This is a genomic window from Mycobacterium hubeiense, assembly GCF_002838065.1.
GTDB lineage: Bacteria > Actinomycetota > Actinomycetes > Mycobacteriales > Mycobacteriaceae > Mycobacterium > Mycobacterium hubeiense.
On sequence record NZ_PIZU01000019.1, the window covers coordinates 1 to 15718 of the forward strand.

Here is a 15718-nt window from a genome sequence, read left to right on the forward strand (position 1 = left end):
CAAGTTCCACGAGACTCGGGACATGCTCGCGCGCGACACCGATCCCGTTTCGTATTGCCCCGCTACCAATTCGGTCGGCATTGACATGCCCGGGCTGGCCGAGCGCGGAGCGAAAGCCGACGAAGTGTACAACCCAACTGTGACCGGCGATTTCAGTGCGTATGTTCTTGTTGGCTCCCGGTTTGCGCTCGCGGCGCAAAAGCAAAAGGGTGAATCGCTAAGAGGCGCCAACGCTGCACTGCGTAGTGCATGCTACGCCGGCGCCTGGGCGACTGGACTGGCGAGCGGCGCGGCGGGTGATGTGTCGTTGTCCCCAGGCGATCTGGATGAGGCGCTATCGGGACTGCTGACGGACGGAGTGGTCGCCAGCGACGTCGACGGAGTCACCGTTCCCAGCGGATTCGAACGAGTCGACGCGTTCAAATCCGGTGTCCTCGACGGACTCGCTGAGTGCCGTGCACGCTACGCGGAATGACAGAGAAGCGTCAGAAAGGTTGAAACGATGCCGTATCCGAACAGGAAGGCGATCGCGCCCGTTGCGGCCGTGATGCTGGCGATCGGCGGGGCAGCGGCTTACTTCCTACTGCGGCCCGACAACTCGTCGCGTGCCGACAGCGAAATCACGGCGGTGATCGAGAGCCATCACCGCGACGGGCAGAACGGCGACCTGCAGAAGTTCAAGGCGACGCTGTGTACACCATTGTCGGAGTTCGAATTCGCGACCATGACCGATGCGCAGTTCAAGGCCGTCGCGAAGCGGTCCGTCGAGGTCGACGGCAGATTCGTCCTCGATCGGGTTGAGGACATCAAGATTTCCGGCGACCGGGCGACGGCGATCGAGATCGGTCATAACGAGGGCGGACGGCTGGCGGAGATCGGCGAGGAGCGGAGGACAGTCGGACTGAACAAGATCGAAGGAACCTGGAAGATCTGCAATCTCCCCACGGATGACCCGGCTACTACGGAGAAGAAGAAACTCGTCGAGACCAAAGCAGAGGTGCACGACGCGGTTGAAAACTACTTCGAGCTGCAAAGCGAAGGCGATCTGGTCGCAATGATCCGGGCATCATGTGGCGAGTTGCGGGAGTTGTTCGCCGGCATGGAGCCGGAAGCGTTCGCCGATGCCATGGCACGTACACCCGAGAGGATCAAGTCGATCGACGAAGTGACGGTCACAGGTGATGCCGCGAAAGTCACTGCCACAGTTGACTCTGAAGCCGTCCCCGAACCCGTCGTCGCTGTAGTCTCGCTGACCAACGAGGCCTATCAGTGGAAGCCGTGCAAGGTCGAGATCATCGCATCATAACAAGCACACACCCGAAGGAAGGCTCGCTCCGATGACCAAGTTTTTGTTGTCGCTGGTGTGCGCGCCATTGGTTGCCCTGTCACACCCGACCGGCACCGGTGCGGGCGGCGACTGCGATGCGGTTGCGATCTCGCACGCTCTCGGTAACGCAGTCACCGTGACGCATTGCTACGGCGACTGGGCCTATGTAGCGGCCCCGGGGCGGGTGACACAAGTTCGCTGGTGCGGCGGGCCGCCGGCGCCTGGACCCGCTACACGGCTTTCCCGAGCCCAATCTGCCAGGCGCAAGCGCAATCCGACGGTGTTCCCGAACCCGAACTGGTGCGCTTCACCACGTGCTGACAGGCAGGAGGACCTGTGAACTGGTGACGACGGACATTTGGTGTCAACCTCGACCCGGTGGTGTGCGCGAAGTGCGGCAATCAGATGCCGACCATCCGGGTGCCCCTCTCATTGCGGGAGGTGTTTCCGGCGGATGGACCTGTACCAATTGCGGCACCGAGATGAACCGGTGAGGTGAGCGGCGAAACCAGCCGAGTTAATCACTGCGCCTTGCTCTTTCGGCAGCTCGGAGTTTGGCCTCGGCGATACGGTACACGCCGTCCAGGGCATTCTGGTCGACGCCCAGGTACTCTGAAATGACGTCCCGAGCGACACCTGCGTCGCGAAGCCGCAACGCCAGTGAGTACACCAACGGTAGTTTGCGCAATGCCCGTTCGCGTGTGCTGACGTCCTTGCCCACCCGATCAGCATCGATTAATCGCCGGTGGCGGGCTTGAGTAGTTACCACTCGAAATCTGTTCATCTGCGGCGTCGGCGCCTGGGCAGCAGCGCAGCAAGTTCGGCCCGGCTCGCGGTGTTTGTCTTGGCCATGGCCCGGTAGATGTGGCCTTCCACAGTCCGCACGGAAACGTTAAGCCGTTCGGCCGCTGCACGATTTGTCAATCCCTCGCCGATCAGTCTGACGATCTCTTGTTCTCGAGAGGTCAGCGGGGGCGGATCTCGAAGCACCGGGATGCACGCACCCCCAGCCTGTTTCGCCAACGCATCCGCGCGCGTCACGCACGCGTTCGCCGATCCACGCATGCCCCGCCGGCGGAAGACCGTTGCCGCATGCGATGCCGCGGCGGCGGCGGCGATGAGATCTCCCATGCGCTCGAACTCCTCCGACACCGCACGCAGCTCTGCGGCATCATCGCCCTCCAGGGCAGCGGCGAAGCGAGCGGCAGCGCCGGCGCGGGGCCCTTCGACCACCGCGGAGAGCTCACGCAGGCGCGGGACCCACGTGTGGTCACCGAACTGAGTAGCGGTTTGCAAGCAGACGACCTCCGCGGCACATTGCCCTCTGCCTCTGGCGATTTCAGCAGCCGACGCAGCAATCTCGATCGCCTCGCTGACGAATCCTTCGGCAGCGCAGACCCATGCTCTGGCCAACGCGTATTCGTAGTCCAGGCACCGCCAACTGTCGTGGCGCTGAGTTTCGGCGGTAGCGAGTGCATCGGCGGCTTCGTCGACCTCACTGCGCAAGGCGAGTGCGATCGCGAGCGGCAGCTGATATCGATACGTCCATCCGACGGCGTCGCCCATATCGGACAACGCGTCGACCGCCGGCGAAAGCAGTTCGCAGGCGGTGTCGAGCCTGCCGGCGCCAAGGGCAGCTCGGCCTGCCAGCGCCTCCGCGTACGGCTGCACGGCTATCGGCAGCTCGGCGGCGCGTTGCTGATGTTGTTCCGCAACGTCGCACGCCTCTTTGACCCGACCCGATTCCAGCAACGCAGAAATATGCGCGTCGGCGATGACCAATCGAAAGTGGGGGGCGTCGAAGGTGTCTTGCAGGATCGCGTAGCCGGCCTCCGCGGCGGCGACAGCGTCCTCCGTGCGGCCCGCATTGCCGCACGCGATGGCAACCGCCCGGGCCGCTACGTGGTCCACAAACTCAGGAAGCTTCTGGAGAGCAAGGTTTTTCGCGTAGCTTAGCGCCTGGTTCGGCTCACCCAGCGCCGCCCAGTAGACGGTGAGAAAGGCCTCAACAATGTCTTGTCCTTCCGGTGCTATGGTCTGCGCGACATCATCGATGAATTTCTTTGCCCCCGTGGCGTCTTGAAGGGTGAAGAGCCTGATGGTGGCCCGCATGAATGCGTGCGTGGCACGTTCCTTGTCGGTGAGGCTGCCGGCTGGGACCGCTTCGAGCACCGCACAGGCCTCCTCGCCGCGGCTGAGCCTTGACAGTGCGAATGCGCGCACAAAGTTGGCCTGGTGTCCCGCCCCGGCGCGACTAGCTGCCGCGGCCAGTCGCTCGGCGAGAGGCAGGTCCGCCAGGCACAATGCCGCCTGCGCAGCCGTCAAGAGCAATTCCGGGTCTGCCCGGACGTCGGATTCCAGACTCAACGCTGCGCGCCGCACCACCGTCCGCATGTCGCTGGGATCTGAATTGGCCAGTTCGGCGGCGAGGCGACCTCGCAGCCGCCGCAGCGTCGTGGCGGGCGCACGTTTCCGCCGGACCTCTCCGTAGAGTGGGTGCGCAAGCCGTACTTCCGCGCGACCGTCGGCTCGGCCGATGGTGATGAGCCCTCGCTGGTCGGCCTCCTCGATCGCTGCCGGTTCGGTGATGCGGCGCAGCGACTCCAGCTCGATCGGCTCGCCGACGGCAAGAGCGTCGACCACGTCGCGGACTGCCGTCGTCAGCGACGCGGTGCGCGCTTCGATCATGGCGACCAGGTTGGGCGGCACCACCGGATCACCGGTCCATGCCCAGCGGCCGCGCCGCAGCGCAAGTCGACCGTCGGCGACTATCTGGTCGACAATATTGCGCAGGTACAGAACGTTGCCACGGGTGAGCGCCCATAGGCGTTGTGCGGCACGCTGATCCACCGGTCCGCCAAGTGCCGCAGACAGCAATGTTGTGCACTCGTCGCGAGAGAGCGCCTGCAGATCCAGACGCTCGAATTCGCTGTCGGCCCAGATATTCTGTGTCGCAGGGGGAATGGGGTCACCGTCGCGAACGGTGAGCACCATCTTGGCGGCGCGCCGCCGCACGATCTGTTGCAACACCATCGTTGATAGGTCGTCGAGCAGGTGCGCGTCGTCCACACCGAGTACCACTTCGGCACCTGGAGGTGCCGATAGCATCGAATCGATTGTGCTGCGGACGTATTGCGATCTATCGGCGACGGCCGATCCCGCCCACTGGGCGAACGCGCCCATGGGAAGCGTCCGAGCGGCCGAGGTACCCACCGCCCAGCGCGTTTCGAAGCCCTGCGATGCGGCGAGTTGCAACGCTTCACGCGCAAGGCGGCTCTTCCCGACACCTGCCGCGCCATGAATGACAATCCCCGACAGCTCGGGCTCCGAGATCGCGGCCCGGATGACGCCCAGTTCCTCGCGGCGCCCCGTCAACGGCCAGGTCGAGCGCACAATCACAGGGTAGGAGCACCCGTTGCGCGGTGCGCGGCGAATCTGGCTACTACACGGCGGCGCGTCCGGTGATCGGCGGCAGGTCCTTCAGCGTCACGATGCCCGGCGGCGCGGCCACCACGGCGGGCACCGCATTCGTCACCGGCAGGGCGGTGTAGATCATGCCCAGCCCCATGAACCCGGGCTCGGTCCAGTCCTTCGGCGGCAGACAGTGCAGCACGGTGCGCATGTTGGGCAATCCGAACACCTGAATAACGTGCCCGTGCTCCAACGGCTTCGGTGGTGTGACGTGGTCGCCCATAATCCAGTTGAAACCCACGCTGACGACGTTGCGTTCGCCGACCCAGCCGCGGTGATAGCCGTACACCCCGGCCACCGTGCCCTTGGGAATCTGCATGAAACCCAAGTCGGAGTCGCCGGTAGCGGGCGTGAACGTGACGTCGAACGTCATCCGGTCCAGCTTGGCGCCGATGGCGTCGGCCATCATCGCCGCCGACTCGGCGAACACCTCGCTTTCCCGTCGCACGCTTTCGGCCAGGCCTGGCGTGTCGGGGTCCTGCGAAAAGCCCATCGCAGTCTGCGTGCCCGCCGATTCGTAGGTCGAGCAGTCCACCGACTCGGTGATGCGGATCTCGTCGACCCGTTCGCAGGCACCGGACAGCACCATGCCGACCATGTTCGTCATGCCGGGATGCGCGCCGCTGCCGAAGATCGTGGAATTGCCTTTCTCGCAAGCCTTTCGGATGCGGTCAAGATCCTCCGGCGACTGTTTGCCGCCGGTGATCCAGGCTGCGCTGGAGCACACGTTGACGCCCGCTTCCAGTAGCCGGACCAGCTCGTCGATGTTGGGCCACAACGGGTTGTAACAGCAGGCGTCGGGTTTCAGCGCGATCAGCGCGTCGATGTCGTTGGTGGCCGCCACCCCGGTCGGCTCCGGCCACGCGGCCAGTTCGGCGGCGTCCACGCCGACCTTGTCGGCGCCGTGTGCGTAGACGCCTACCAGCTCCATATCGTCGCGCCCGATGATCGCGTGCAGGGACCGTCGTCCGATGTTCCCGGTTGTCCACTGAATTACTCGCAGGGTCATGCCCTAGACACTATTCGGTTCGTGTTCACCGCTGGCATGATCGTTCAATGCTTCGGGCGTTCACCTTCACCCCGGACGACGGCGTGCCGCCGGCGGTGGCGCCGTTCGCCCACGCCACCGCCGCCGGCCCGACGCTGTACGTGACGGGCCAGATGCCCACCGATGTCACCGGCGCACTGGTCGGCGCCGATATCGCCGGCCAGACCGATCAGGCGCTGCGCAACCTGCTGCGGGTCACCGAACTGTGCGGCGGGGGGCTGGCCGATGTCGTCGCGGTCCGGGCCTATTTGGTCGATTGGCAGGACTATGCGGAGTTCAACGACGCCTATGCCGCCTGGTTTCCCGAGCGGCTGCCGTCGCGCACCTGCGTCGGGGTTAGCGGTCTGGCGGTCGGGGCGCTGGTGGAGATCGACTGGGTGTGCTGGCGCGGTGATGGCTGGGGAGTGACAATCGGGTCATGAGGCCTAAACGGGCCGTAAGTCGAGGTGGCGCGATGAGCATCCTCTACACACTCACACTGGCCGGCGTCGCCGGCATCGGAGTCATCTGGCTGGCCGCGCAGAACATCCGCGTCGTCAGGCAGTTCGAACGAGGCGTCGTCTATCGGTTCGGACGGGTGCAAAGCCGGGTCCGGGGGCCGGGTTTGACCATGCTGATTCCCGTCGCGGACCGGCTGCAGAAGGTCAACATGCAGATCATCACGCTACCCGTGCCCGCCCAGGACGGCATCACCCGCGACAACGTCACCGTGCGGGTCGACGCCGTCATCTACTTCAAGGTGGAGGATCCGGTGCGCGCCGCGGTGGACGTGCAGGACTACATGTCCGCGATCGGGCAGGTCGCGCAGACCTCGCTGCGTTCGATCATCGGCAAGAGCAATCTCGACGACCTGCTGTCCAACCGTGAACGGCTCAACCAGGGCCTCGAGTTGATGATCGACAGCCCGGCGTTGGGCTGGGGCATCCACATCGACCGCGTCGAGATCAAGGACGTGGTGCTGCCGGATTCCATGAAGCGATCGATCGCCCGGCAGGCCGAGGCGGAGCGGGAGCGACGGGCCCGGGTCATCACCGCCGACGGTGAACTGCAGGCGTCGGAGAAACTCGCGCAGGCGGCCCGGGTGATGTCCGAACAGCCCGCGGCCCTGCAACTTCGGCTGCTGCAGACCGTCGTCGAGGTCGCGGCGGAGAAGAACTCCACCGTGGTGTTGCCCTTCCCGGTGGAGTTGCTGCGCTTCCTCGAGAAGGCGACAGAAGCCCAGCGGCCGAGCACCGATAGCCCGGCGACGGCCAACGGTGAGACGCCGGAACTGGCTGCGCACGCACAGTAGAATGTCAGCCGTCGGCGGCGGTGACCAGCCCGCGGTCGTAGGCGTAGACGATCGCCGCTGCTCGGTCGCGCAGATTCAGCTTGGCGAAAATCCGGCCGATGTGGCTTTTCACCGTGACGTTCGAAATGCCCAGCCGCTCAGCGATTTCGGCGTTGGTGTGCCCTCGTGCGATCAACTTGAGCACAACGAGCTCACGGGCGGTCAGCTCGTCGGGAATCTCCGGCGCGACGACGGCGGGCGCCTGCCGGTAAATGTCGAGCACCCGCGCTGTGACCGTCGGGTCGAGATACGACTGCCCGCCCGCGACCACCCGAACGGCCCGGATAAGCTCCTCGGCCGGCGCATCCTTGAGCACGAATCCACTTGCGCCGGCCCGCAATGCGCGGGACACGAGTTCGTCGTCGTCGAAGGTGGTCAGCACCAGCACGGGTGGCCCGCCGCCGGCCACCACACATCGGGTGGCCTCGATGCCGTCCACGTGTTTCATCCGCAGGTCCATGACGACCACGTCGGGCCGGTGCGTCGCCACCGCGGCGGGCACGCCGCTGCCGTCGTCACATTCGGCGACGATGACGAATCCGTCCTTGCGGCGCAACACACGACGCAACCCGGACCGCACCAGCTGCTGGTCGTCGACCAGCAGCACCGCGATGTTGTTACCAGTGGATGGCATAGTCCGCCAAGGGAATTCGCGCCCTCACCGTCCACATGGAGTCCGACGGTTCAGCGCTCAGCTGGCCGCCCAGCAGCTCGGCGCGCTCACGCATACCGCGCACGCCCGCTCCGCCGTACCGGTCAACCGAGCCTGAGTGCTGCTCGCGTGACAGTTCGTTGGTGATGGTCAGCTCTGCGTGCGTACGCGAAACATTGAGTGTCATCCGGGCTTTCGCGGTGGGAGCGTGCTTGACGGTATTGGCCAAGGATTCCTGGGTGATCCGATACAGGGCCAGGCCCACGCTCGCCGAGACCGCGTCGTCCCCAGTGGGGGCGGCGTAGTCGATGTGCAGCCCGGCGCGTCGGAAATCGTCGACCAAGTCTGCGATATCGCCGACACCGGGTTCTGGTGCGGTGGTGGCCGGTGCGGTGTCGAGCAACCCGACCGTGCGCCGGATGTCGGCCATGGCTTGGCGTCCCAACCGTTCGGCGTCGCGCAGAGCGTCAACCGCGTCGTCGATATCGCGGTCCTCCTCCAGCCCGCGGCGCGCGCCGGTCAGATGCAGCAGCGTCACGCTAAGCGAATGCGCGATCACGTCATGGATCTCGCGGGCGATGCGGCGGCGTTCCTCACCGGCGGCGTGACTGAGCCGATTCGCTTGTGCGGCACGCTCGGCGAGCATGGCGCGCCGCTGGATCGAGAGCATCCGGCCGACGAGCAGGGCCTGCGCGAGAAAGCTCAGGTACAGGGCCAGCCCGTCGATGCGGCCCAGCGCGGCGGCCGCCACGATCACACCCGTATACAGCACGGCGGCGCCAATCCACAGCGAGGTGGACGCCAGGGCGGCGATGCCACCCATCCCGAACACCAAAATCAGCGGGGCGATGTCGAATTGGACCGGATGCAGCGACAGCAGAAGTGTCGTCGCAAGAAACTGTGTGGCCACCAGTGCGCCGGTGGCCGCCGCGCGATGCGTGGCCAGGAAGTACAACCCGGGCGCGATGGTCAGCAGCGCCGCGGCGGCCGACCACACCGGAGCCTGGCCCGCACGCTGGACAGTGGCGGCGACGGCCATGACGAGCAGGCCGCCGAGGTAGAAGTAGGCGATGGCCCACGGATAGTCGAGCGGGCCCGCCTCGTGGCGCCGACAGAGTAGGTCGCGGAGCACCGCCATGGACAGAGCCTAGAGAGGCCGGCGGTGATACCGCATCATGCCCACGGAGGTGGCCGTCTCCGACCGTGGTAGGAGTGGCGATCACGCCTCTGGCACGACGACGCGGTGGCCGTGCGTCCCTAGCGTCGACGCCATGTTCGTCGGGTTCATCTTCCGGCACCCGCTCGTCGTCATCGGCCTCTGGCTGATCGCGGCGGCCGCCGGCAATGCCTTGGTTCCGCAACTGGAGCAGGTGGTGCACGAGCAGTCCCGCAGCTTCTTCCCCGCCGACGCCCCGTCCGGCGTCGCGGCCGTGCGGATGGGCCAGGTTTTCGGCGACTCCGACACCAACAACATCACCTACGTCGTGCTCGAGAGCGAGCGCCGGCTCGGCCCGGCGGAGAACGACTACTACCGTCAGCTGCTGGACATCCTGCGTGCCGACACGGCGCACGTGCAGTCCGTGATGGACCTGTGGTCGCAACCGCTGGCGGGGCCCGTCGTCGAAAGCCGCGACCATCAGGCGGTGTCGGTGATGCTGCGCCTCGCAGGCCAGATCGGCAGTGCCGAAGCCACCCGGTCGGTCGAGGCGGTCAACCGTGCGATCGCCGGATTGCCGCCGCCGCAAGGGCTTCGGGTGTATGTGACCGGACCGGGCGCCACCATCGTCGACGAGTTCCGGTCGATCGACCAGCAGATGCTGTTGATCACCGCCGTCACGGTGGCGTTGATCGCCGCGCTGCTGTTGGCCGTCTATCGTTCCGTTTTCGCCGCGGCGATTCCGCTGACCGCAGTGGGTTTGGCGCTGGCAGTGGCGCGGCCGGTCGTGGCGCAATTGGGCGTCTCTGGGGCCATCGAGGTGTCGTTGTTCTCCACCGCTCTGATGGCCGCGATGGTCCTCGGCGCTGGTACCGACTACGGAATCTTTCTGCTGGCCCGGTATCACGAGCATCGCCGCAACGGAATCGACGTCGACACGGCGCTGGTCCGCGGGTATCGCAGGATCGCGCCGGTGATTCTGGCGTCGGCGCTGACCATCGCGGGCGCGCTGTGCGCTCTGGTGTTCACCGATGTCGGGATGCTGCGCAGCGCCGGAATCCCTTGTGCGATCGGGGTGTTGGCGGCGATGGCGGCGTCCCTGACGCTGATGCCTGCGCTGATGGCGCTGGCGGGCCGCCGCGGGCTGATCGAACCGCGCCCGTCGCGCATGGTCCGGCGGTGGCGGCGGGTCGGCACGACGGTGGCCCGGTGGCCGGGCCCGGTGCTGGCGGTCGCGAGCGCGGTGCTGTTGCTGTGCATGCTTCCGCTGCTCGGCTTTCGGCTGGGCTACAGCGAGCCCGATGCGCAGCCCGCCGATACCGACTCCAACCGCGGATATCAGGCGATGGACCGGCATTTCGCCGACAACGCGCTGTTGCCGGAGATCGTCCTGGTCGAGGCCGACCACGACCTGCGGAACCCGTCGGGCCTGATCGCCGTCGAACGGCTGTCCCGCGCGATCATGGCTGTCCCGGGGGTGCGGGCGGTGCAGTCGGCGAGCCGCCCGGCAGGCACACGACTGGACGAGTCGACGCTGTCATACCAGGGCGGGCTCATCGGTTCCCAGCTCGAGGACGCCATGGGTTCCATTGGCCCGCAGCTCGATTCGATCGACCAGGTGCAGGGCACGCTGACCCAGCTGTCGGCGGCCATCGATCAACTCGAAAGCGGACTGGCCGGTGGCGTCGCCGGCCTGGGTGAGGTCGGCGACGGCGCGCAGGATATGCAGGCGGGCATGCAGCAGCTGCGCGAGAACGCCAACCATGTCGCGGGGTTTCTGGATCCGTTGCGGGAGTTCGTCAACCGCACACCCGATTGCCCGGCGAATCCCATTTGTGCGCCGGTGTCCAAAGTCGTCGAGCCGATCGACGGAATGCTGCGGGGCGCCAACCAATCAGCCGATGCGACAGCCAAATTCGGCGACGGCGCCGGGCAGGCCACCGCGGCGCTGGCGGGCGCCACCGACGCCGTCGGGGCGATGCGCGCCGCGGTCACCGATTTGCGTCAGCTGGTCGGCACCCTCACCGCGACGGTCGACGGCATCGTTCCGCAGTTCCACCAGCTCACCGACTATCTGCAGGAGCTCGGAACCGATTTCGCCGGGAGCGCCGAAGGCGGCTTCTACCTTCCAAGGCGCACTCTCGATGATCCGCGGTACCAAGCGATAATGCCCTCGCTGTTCTCGCCCGACGGGCACGCGACGCGGCTGCTCGTGTACGGCGAGGGCGAGGTGTGGGGCGCCGACGGCGCAGACCGCGCGTCGGAAATCAAACACGCGGCCCGGGAGGCCATCAAAGAGGGCACGCTGATCGGCGCCACCATCCACGTCAGCGGTATCGGGTCGGCCACGGACAATCTGCGCGACTTCGTCGCCGGCGACTTCCGGTATCTGGTGGCTGTCGCGTTGGTGATGGTGTTCCTCATCGTGCTGCTGATGTTGCATAGTCCGGTCGCGGCCTTCGTGGTGGTGGCGACGGTGATCGTCTCGTACGGATCGGCACTCGGTATGACCACGCTGATCTGGCAGCACCTGCTGGGCCGAGATCTGCATTGGTCGGCCCCCGCGCTGGCCCTTATCGCGCTGGTCGCGGTCGGCGCCGACTACAACCTGCTGTTCACCGCTCGGCTCAAGGAAGAAGCGGGAGCCGGCATGAAGACCGGGATCGTTCGCGCCTTCGGCGGCACCGGCGGTGTGGTGACGACGGCGGGCATCGTCTTCGGGCTCACCATGTTCGCCATGGTCAGCAGCGACGTGCTCAGCATCGCGCAGGTCGGCTCGGCGATCGGCATCGGCCTGATGATCGACACCTTGATCGTCCGCACCTTTGTCGTGCCGTCGATCGCCACCCTGCTCGGCCGGTGGTTCTGGTGGCCGCTGCGGCTATCCACAGTCGCGGATTGATCCACAGGTTGCGCCGACGGCCCGTCGTCACCGCGGGTTGCGTCCGTTGCCGGCCATACCGTCGGGCGCATGCGAACCGAATTGCCGGCCGAGCGGCTGCATCGACGACTCGGCGGGGAAAGCGATGACGACGATGCTGACGACGACCGGCCGGACACGTCGCTGTCGCGATGGCTGCCGGAGTCCGGCGCAAACACGGGTTGGGTCGCGACTGTCCGGGCCGACCCGGGGCGGGCCGGTGTCGTCGCGCTGGCGGTTGTCGGTGTAATCGCCGTTTTGGTGACGGTGTTCACCCTGGTGCGCGACGAACCGCCGCCCGTGACGTCGGCCAAACTGCCGCCGGTGCAGATGGTTTCGTCGGCGAGTCCCACACCGGCCGCGGCTCCGCCGGCCGGGCCCGACGGGCCGGTGGTGGTGAGTGTGGTCGGCCTGGTGCACAAACCCGGTTTGGTCACGCTGACGGCCGGTGCGCGCATCGCCGACGCGCTCACCGCCGCGGGCGGTGCGCTCGACGGCGCCGATCTGATCGGGCTGAACATGGCCCGTCGGGTCGCCGACGGCGAGCAGATCGTTGTCGGCATCGCGGCGCCGCCGGGGGAGCAGACCGCGATGGGCAGCTCCACGACGTCGAGTACGGCCGCCGCGCCGGGCGCGCCATCAGGCACCGGAAGCGCCTCGGCGCCAACGGGTTCGGTGGATCTCAATACGGCAACCGTCGAAGAACTCGACACCCTGCCCGGCGTCGGCCCGGTCACCGCGGCCGCGATCGTCGCGTGGCGCGACGCCAACGGCCGGTTCACGAGTATCGACCAGCTCGGAGAGGTCGACGGCATCGGCCCCGCGCGACTGGAAAAGCTCCGCGGTCTGGTCCATGTGTGACATCGGTGGACGACGCGCAGGCACCGCAGGATCTGCGGCTGGTGCCGGCGGCCTTGACCAGCTGGGCGGTGACCGCCGCCGGAATCCTTTGGCACGTCGGCGGAGTGGTCGGCGCACTGGTTGTCATGGTCGGCGCGACCGCCGCGGCGGGGTGGTGGAGTAGTGGCCGGCACCGGTTCGGCGCGGCCGTCCTCGCGGTGGCGGTGGTCGGTGCGGGCTTTGGGATCGCGGTCGGGCTGCGGGTCAACGAGCTGCGCCACCATCCGATCGCCGACCGCTACGGCTCGCTCGCCACCGTCGTCGTCACCCCGACCGAAAGCCCGCGCTCGCTGGGCGGCGGCCGGTTGATGTTCCGCGGCGCATTGCGCATGCTCGACGACCACGAAATGTCCGGTCGAGTGGTGGTTTTCACGTCTGTCCTCGGCTATGCGGAGCTGACGGCGGGGCGCCCGGCCCGCTTTCGCGCACGCATCGAGCGACCGACCCGCCGCGACCTCACCGTCGCGGTGTTGTCGGCGACCGGTGAGCCGGTGCTGGGCGAGGCGACCGCGATCCAGCGGGCCGCACAGCACGCTCGGTCCGGTTTCGCCGCCGCGGCCCGCACCGCACTGCCGCCGGATCAGGCCGCGATGCTGCCCGCCCTGGTGCTGGGCGACACGTCGGCGCTGACCGGGCAGACCACGGCGGAGTTCCGCGCCGCGGGGCTGACGCACCTGACGGCGGTGTCGGGTGCCAACGTGACGATCGTGTGCGGGGCGGTGTTGTTCACCGCGGCGGTCATCGGTCCGCGGCTGGCGGTCGCGCTGGCCGCGATGGCGCTGCTGATATTCGTGATCGTCGTCCAACCGTCGGCCAGCGTGTTGCGGGCCGCGGTGATGGGTGCCATCACGTTGTTGGCGGTGGCGTCCCATCGTCGCCGCCACGCCGTGCCGGCGCTGTCGGCGAGCGTGATCGTGCTGATGATCGGCGCGCCGGAACTGGCCGTCGATGTCGGTTTTGCGCTGTCGGTGACGGCGACGGCCGCGCTGATCGTCATTGCACCGGCCTGGTCAAGGCGACTGGTTGCGCGCGGCTGGCCCAAACCCCTGGCCGACGCGGTGAGTGTGGCCGTCGCCGCCCAGCTCGTCACCGCCCCACTGGTCGCTGGAATATCGGGCACGTTCAGCGTGGTGTCGGTGGCCGCCAATCTGGCGGTGGCGGCGGTGATCCCACCGATCACGGTGATCGGCACCGCCGCGGCGGCGCTGGGCGCGGGCTGGCCGACGGGTGCGCAGCTGCTGATCCGGTTCACCGGTCCGGAGCTGTGGTGGCTGCTCCGCGTGGCGGAATGGGCGGCGGCGGTGCCGGGTTCGACGCTGCCGGTGCCGTCGGGTCTGCTCGGGGTGGTCACGGTCGCGGCGGGCGGGGTGGCGCTGGTGGTGCTGTGGCGCTGGCGATGGGTGCGGCTCGGCGTGGGGGCCGTCGCGGTGTGCCTGCTCGCGTGGACGGTGGCCGGCCACGGCGTCGGGGCTGTCGGCCCGGCATGAAACGATCGTGGGGTGAGCCAACAAGTCCCGGGCCTACACCTGGTGCTGGGTGACGAAGAGCTGCTGGTCGAGCGTGCCATCGCGGCGGTGCTGCGGCAGGCGCGCAAGCTGGCCGGCACCGATGACGTCCCAGTGGACCGGCTGCGGGCCGGGGAGGTCAGCACCAGCGAGTTGGCCGAGCTGCTGAGCCCGTCACTGTTCGCCGAGGAACGCGTCGTGGTGCTCGAAGCCGCCGGGGACGCCGGCAAGGATGCGGCCACCCTCATCGCCGACGCCGCGGCGGATCTGCCGCCGGGCACCCTGCTTGTCGTCGTGCACTCCGGCGGCGGGCGGGCCAAGGCGCTGGCCGACCAGCTGAAAAAGCTTGGTGCTCAAGTGCATCCCTGCGCGCGCATCGTCAAGGCCGCCGACCGCGCCGACTTCGTCCGCCGCGAGTTCCGCAGCCTCAAAGTCAAGGTGTCCGACGACACCGTCACCGCCGTGCTGGACGCGGTCGGCTCCGACATCCGGGAACTGGCCTCGGTGTGCTCACAACTGGTGGCCGATACCGGCGGCAACGTCGACGCCGCCGCGGTGCGCCGCTACCACAGCGGCAAGGCCGAGGTGAAGGGGTTCGACATCGCCGACAAGGCCGTCGTCGGGGACGTGGCCGGGGCCGCCGAGGCGCTGCGCTGGGCGATGATGAGCGGCGAGCCACAGGTCGTGCTCGCCGATGCGTTGGCCGAAGCGGTGCACACCATCGCCAGGGTCGGGCCAACCTCGGGTGACCCCTACCGGTTGGCGAGCGAGCTGGGCATGCCGCCGTGGCGGGTGCAGAAGGCGCAGAAACAGGCGCGACGGTGGTCGCGGGAATCGGTCGCCGAGGCGATGCGGTTGGTGGCGACGCTGAACGCCGACGTCAAGGGCGCAGCGGCGGACGCGGACTATGCGCTGGAGGCGGCGGTGCGGAAGGTAGCCGAACTCGCCGCGGACGGCTGAGTCAGATCTTGTTGAAGGCGTGCGCCAGGGCCGACTTCTTGTTGGCGGCCTGATTCTTGTGGATCACGCCCTTGCTGGCGGCTTTGTCCAGCTTGCGGGTGGTCGACACCAGCAACTCCGCGGCCTTCTCCTTGTCGCCGGCCTCCACGGCCGCCCGGAACCCGCGGACCGCGGTGTGCAGCGACGACTTCACGGACTTGTTGCGCAGACGTCGGCGCTCGTTGGTCCGATTGCGCTTTTCCTGCGACTTGATGTTGGCCACGCGGTAATTCCTTCGTAAATCTCGGGTTGGAGTTTGCAAAGTCTGTACAAGGCGCCCGACGGGGCGGGCAGCGACTGCTCAGGGTACCAGCGCCGCCCTCAATCTCCCAAAGTGATGCCCACTGGCCTGCCGAAACGCTCGCGGTGGTGCAGCATGTGATGGGTGAGCCTTCGAACCCTGCCGACCG

General features: G+C 67.4%; 14 protein-coding genes. 8 read left to right on the plus strand and 6 right to left on the minus strand.

What is annotated here, in order from left to right:
• Positions 1-22: 22 nt before the first annotated feature.
• Positions 23-475, plus strand: a complete 453-nt coding sequence (locus CWS39_RS15610) for a neutral zinc metallopeptidase (RefSeq protein ID WP_142386850.1) — start codon at positions 23-25, stop codon at positions 473-475.
• A 27-nt stretch (positions 476-502) separates the two neighbouring features.
• Positions 503-1306 (plus strand): Rv0361 family membrane protein, encoded by an 804-nt coding sequence (locus CWS39_RS15615; RefSeq protein WP_102143848.1) that lies wholly within the window; start codon positions 503-505, stop codon positions 1304-1306.
• Between the two features lie 538 nt (positions 1307-1844).
• Here CWS39_RS15615 and CWS39_RS15620 read toward each other — a convergent pair.
• The 3 genes from CWS39_RS15620 to CWS39_RS15630 are packed head-to-tail and all read right to left on the minus strand — an operon-like array spanning position 1845 to position 5807.
• The gene (locus CWS39_RS15620) at positions 1845-2048 is read right to left on the minus strand and encodes a hypothetical protein (RefSeq protein WP_102143849.1); all 204 of its coding nucleotides are present in this window, start codon (positions 2046-2048) and stop codon (positions 1845-1847) included.
• Between the two features lie 59 nt (positions 2049-2107).
• Positions 2108-4720, minus strand: a complete 2613-nt coding sequence (locus CWS39_RS15625) for a helix-turn-helix transcriptional regulator (protein ID WP_102143921.1) — start codon at positions 4718-4720, stop codon at positions 2108-2110.
• Between the two features lie 49 nt (positions 4721-4769).
• Positions 4770-5807 carry an NAD(P)H-dependent amine dehydrogenase family protein gene (locus CWS39_RS15630; protein WP_102143850.1) on the minus strand — a complete coding sequence of 346 codons (1038 nt, stop codon included), beginning with the start codon at positions 5805-5807 and terminating at the stop codon, positions 4770-4772.
• A 47-nt stretch (positions 5808-5854) separates the two neighbouring features.
• On the opposite strand from CWS39_RS15630, the gene CWS39_RS15635 reads away from it, so the two are divergent.
• The gene (locus CWS39_RS15635; RefSeq protein ID WP_102143851.1) at positions 5855-6268 is read left to right on the plus strand and encodes a RidA family protein; all 414 of its coding nucleotides are present in this window, start codon (positions 5855-5857) and stop codon (positions 6266-6268) included.
• 32 nt (positions 6269-6300) lie between these two features.
• A complete protein-coding gene (locus CWS39_RS15640; RefSeq protein ID WP_102143852.1) occupies positions 6301-7137 on the plus strand; it encodes an SPFH domain-containing protein in 837 nt (278 codons plus the stop codon).
• A gap of 4 nt (positions 7138-7141) precedes the next feature.
• Here CWS39_RS15640 and CWS39_RS15645 read toward each other — a convergent pair whose 3' ends face one another.
• Together CWS39_RS15645 and CWS39_RS15650 are read right to left on the minus strand one after the other, a co-directional pair.
• Entirely contained in the window at positions 7142-7810 is a 669-nt protein-coding gene (locus CWS39_RS15645) for a response regulator transcription factor (protein ID WP_102143853.1), read from the minus strand.
• The gene (locus CWS39_RS15650) at positions 7794-8966 is read right to left on the minus strand and encodes a sensor histidine kinase (protein WP_102143854.1); all 1173 of its coding nucleotides are present in this window, start codon (positions 8964-8966) and stop codon (positions 7794-7796) included. The genes CWS39_RS15645 and CWS39_RS15650 overlap by 17 nt, the downstream gene beginning before the upstream one ends.
• Positions 8967-9099: 133 nt before the next feature.
• Here CWS39_RS15650 and CWS39_RS15655 point away from each other — a divergent pair, with 133 nt between their 5' ends.
• The 4 genes from CWS39_RS15655 to holA all read left to right on the plus strand — a co-directional run bounded on the left by CWS39_RS15655 (position 9100) and on the right by holA (position 15269).
• On the plus strand, positions 9100-11886 hold the full coding sequence (locus CWS39_RS15655; protein WP_102143855.1) for an MMPL/RND family transporter: 2787 nt from the start codon (positions 9100-9102) through the stop codon (positions 11884-11886).
• 69 nt (positions 11887-11955) lie between these two features.
• Positions 11956-12765, plus strand: coding sequence for a ComEA family DNA-binding protein (locus tag CWS39_RS15660; protein WP_102143856.1), 810 nt, complete (start codon positions 11956-11958; stop codon positions 12763-12765).
• Positions 12766-12770: 5 nt separating this feature from the next.
• Positions 12771-14291 carry a ComEC/Rec2 family competence protein gene (locus CWS39_RS15665; protein ID WP_102143922.1) on the plus strand — a complete coding sequence of 507 codons (1521 nt, stop codon included), beginning with the start codon at positions 12771-12773 and terminating at the stop codon, positions 14289-14291.
• Between the two features lie 12 nt (positions 14292-14303).
• Positions 14304-15269 carry a DNA polymerase III subunit delta gene (gene holA / locus CWS39_RS15670; RefSeq protein WP_102143857.1) on the plus strand — a complete coding sequence of 322 codons (966 nt, stop codon included), beginning with the start codon at positions 14304-14306 and terminating at the stop codon, positions 15267-15269.
• 1 nt (position 15270) lies between these two features.
• Here holA and rpsT read toward each other — a convergent pair whose 3' ends face one another.
• Positions 15271-15531, minus strand: coding sequence for a 30S ribosomal protein S20 (gene rpsT / locus CWS39_RS15675; RefSeq protein WP_102143858.1), 261 nt, complete (start codon positions 15529-15531; stop codon positions 15271-15273).
• Positions 15532-15718: the final 187 nt, after the last annotated feature.

Excerpts from the sequence above, each read along its gene's own strand:
- CWS39_RS15610 (WP_142386850.1), top strand. The coding sequence starts at position 23 with ATGCTCGCGCGCGACACCGATCCCGTTTCGTATTGCCCCGCTACCAAT.
- CWS39_RS15615 (WP_102143848.1), top strand. The coding sequence starts at position 503 with ATGCCGTATCCGAACAGGAAGGCGATCGCGCCCGTTGCGGCCGTGATG.
- CWS39_RS15630 (WP_102143850.1), bottom strand. The coding sequence starts at position 5,807 with ATGACCCTGCGAGTAATTCAGTGGACAACCGGGAACATCGGACGACGG.
- CWS39_RS15635 (WP_102143851.1), top strand. The coding sequence starts at position 5,855 with ATGCTTCGGGCGTTCACCTTCACCCCGGACGACGGCGTGCCGCCGGCG.
- CWS39_RS15640 (WP_102143852.1), top strand. The coding sequence starts at position 6,301 with ATGAGCATCCTCTACACACTCACACTGGCCGGCGTCGCCGGCATCGGA.
- CWS39_RS15645 (WP_102143853.1), bottom strand. The coding sequence starts at position 7,810 with ATGCCATCCACTGGTAACAACATCGCGGTGCTGCTGGTCGACGACCAG.
- CWS39_RS15650 (WP_102143854.1), bottom strand. The coding sequence starts at position 8,966 with ATGGCGGTGCTCCGCGACCTACTCTGTCGGCGCCACGAGGCGGGCCCG.
- CWS39_RS15655 (WP_102143855.1), top strand. The coding sequence starts at position 9,100 with ATGTTCGTCGGGTTCATCTTCCGGCACCCGCTCGTCGTCATCGGCCTC.
- CWS39_RS15660 (WP_102143856.1), top strand. The coding sequence starts at position 11,956 with ATGCGAACCGAATTGCCGGCCGAGCGGCTGCATCGACGACTCGGCGGG.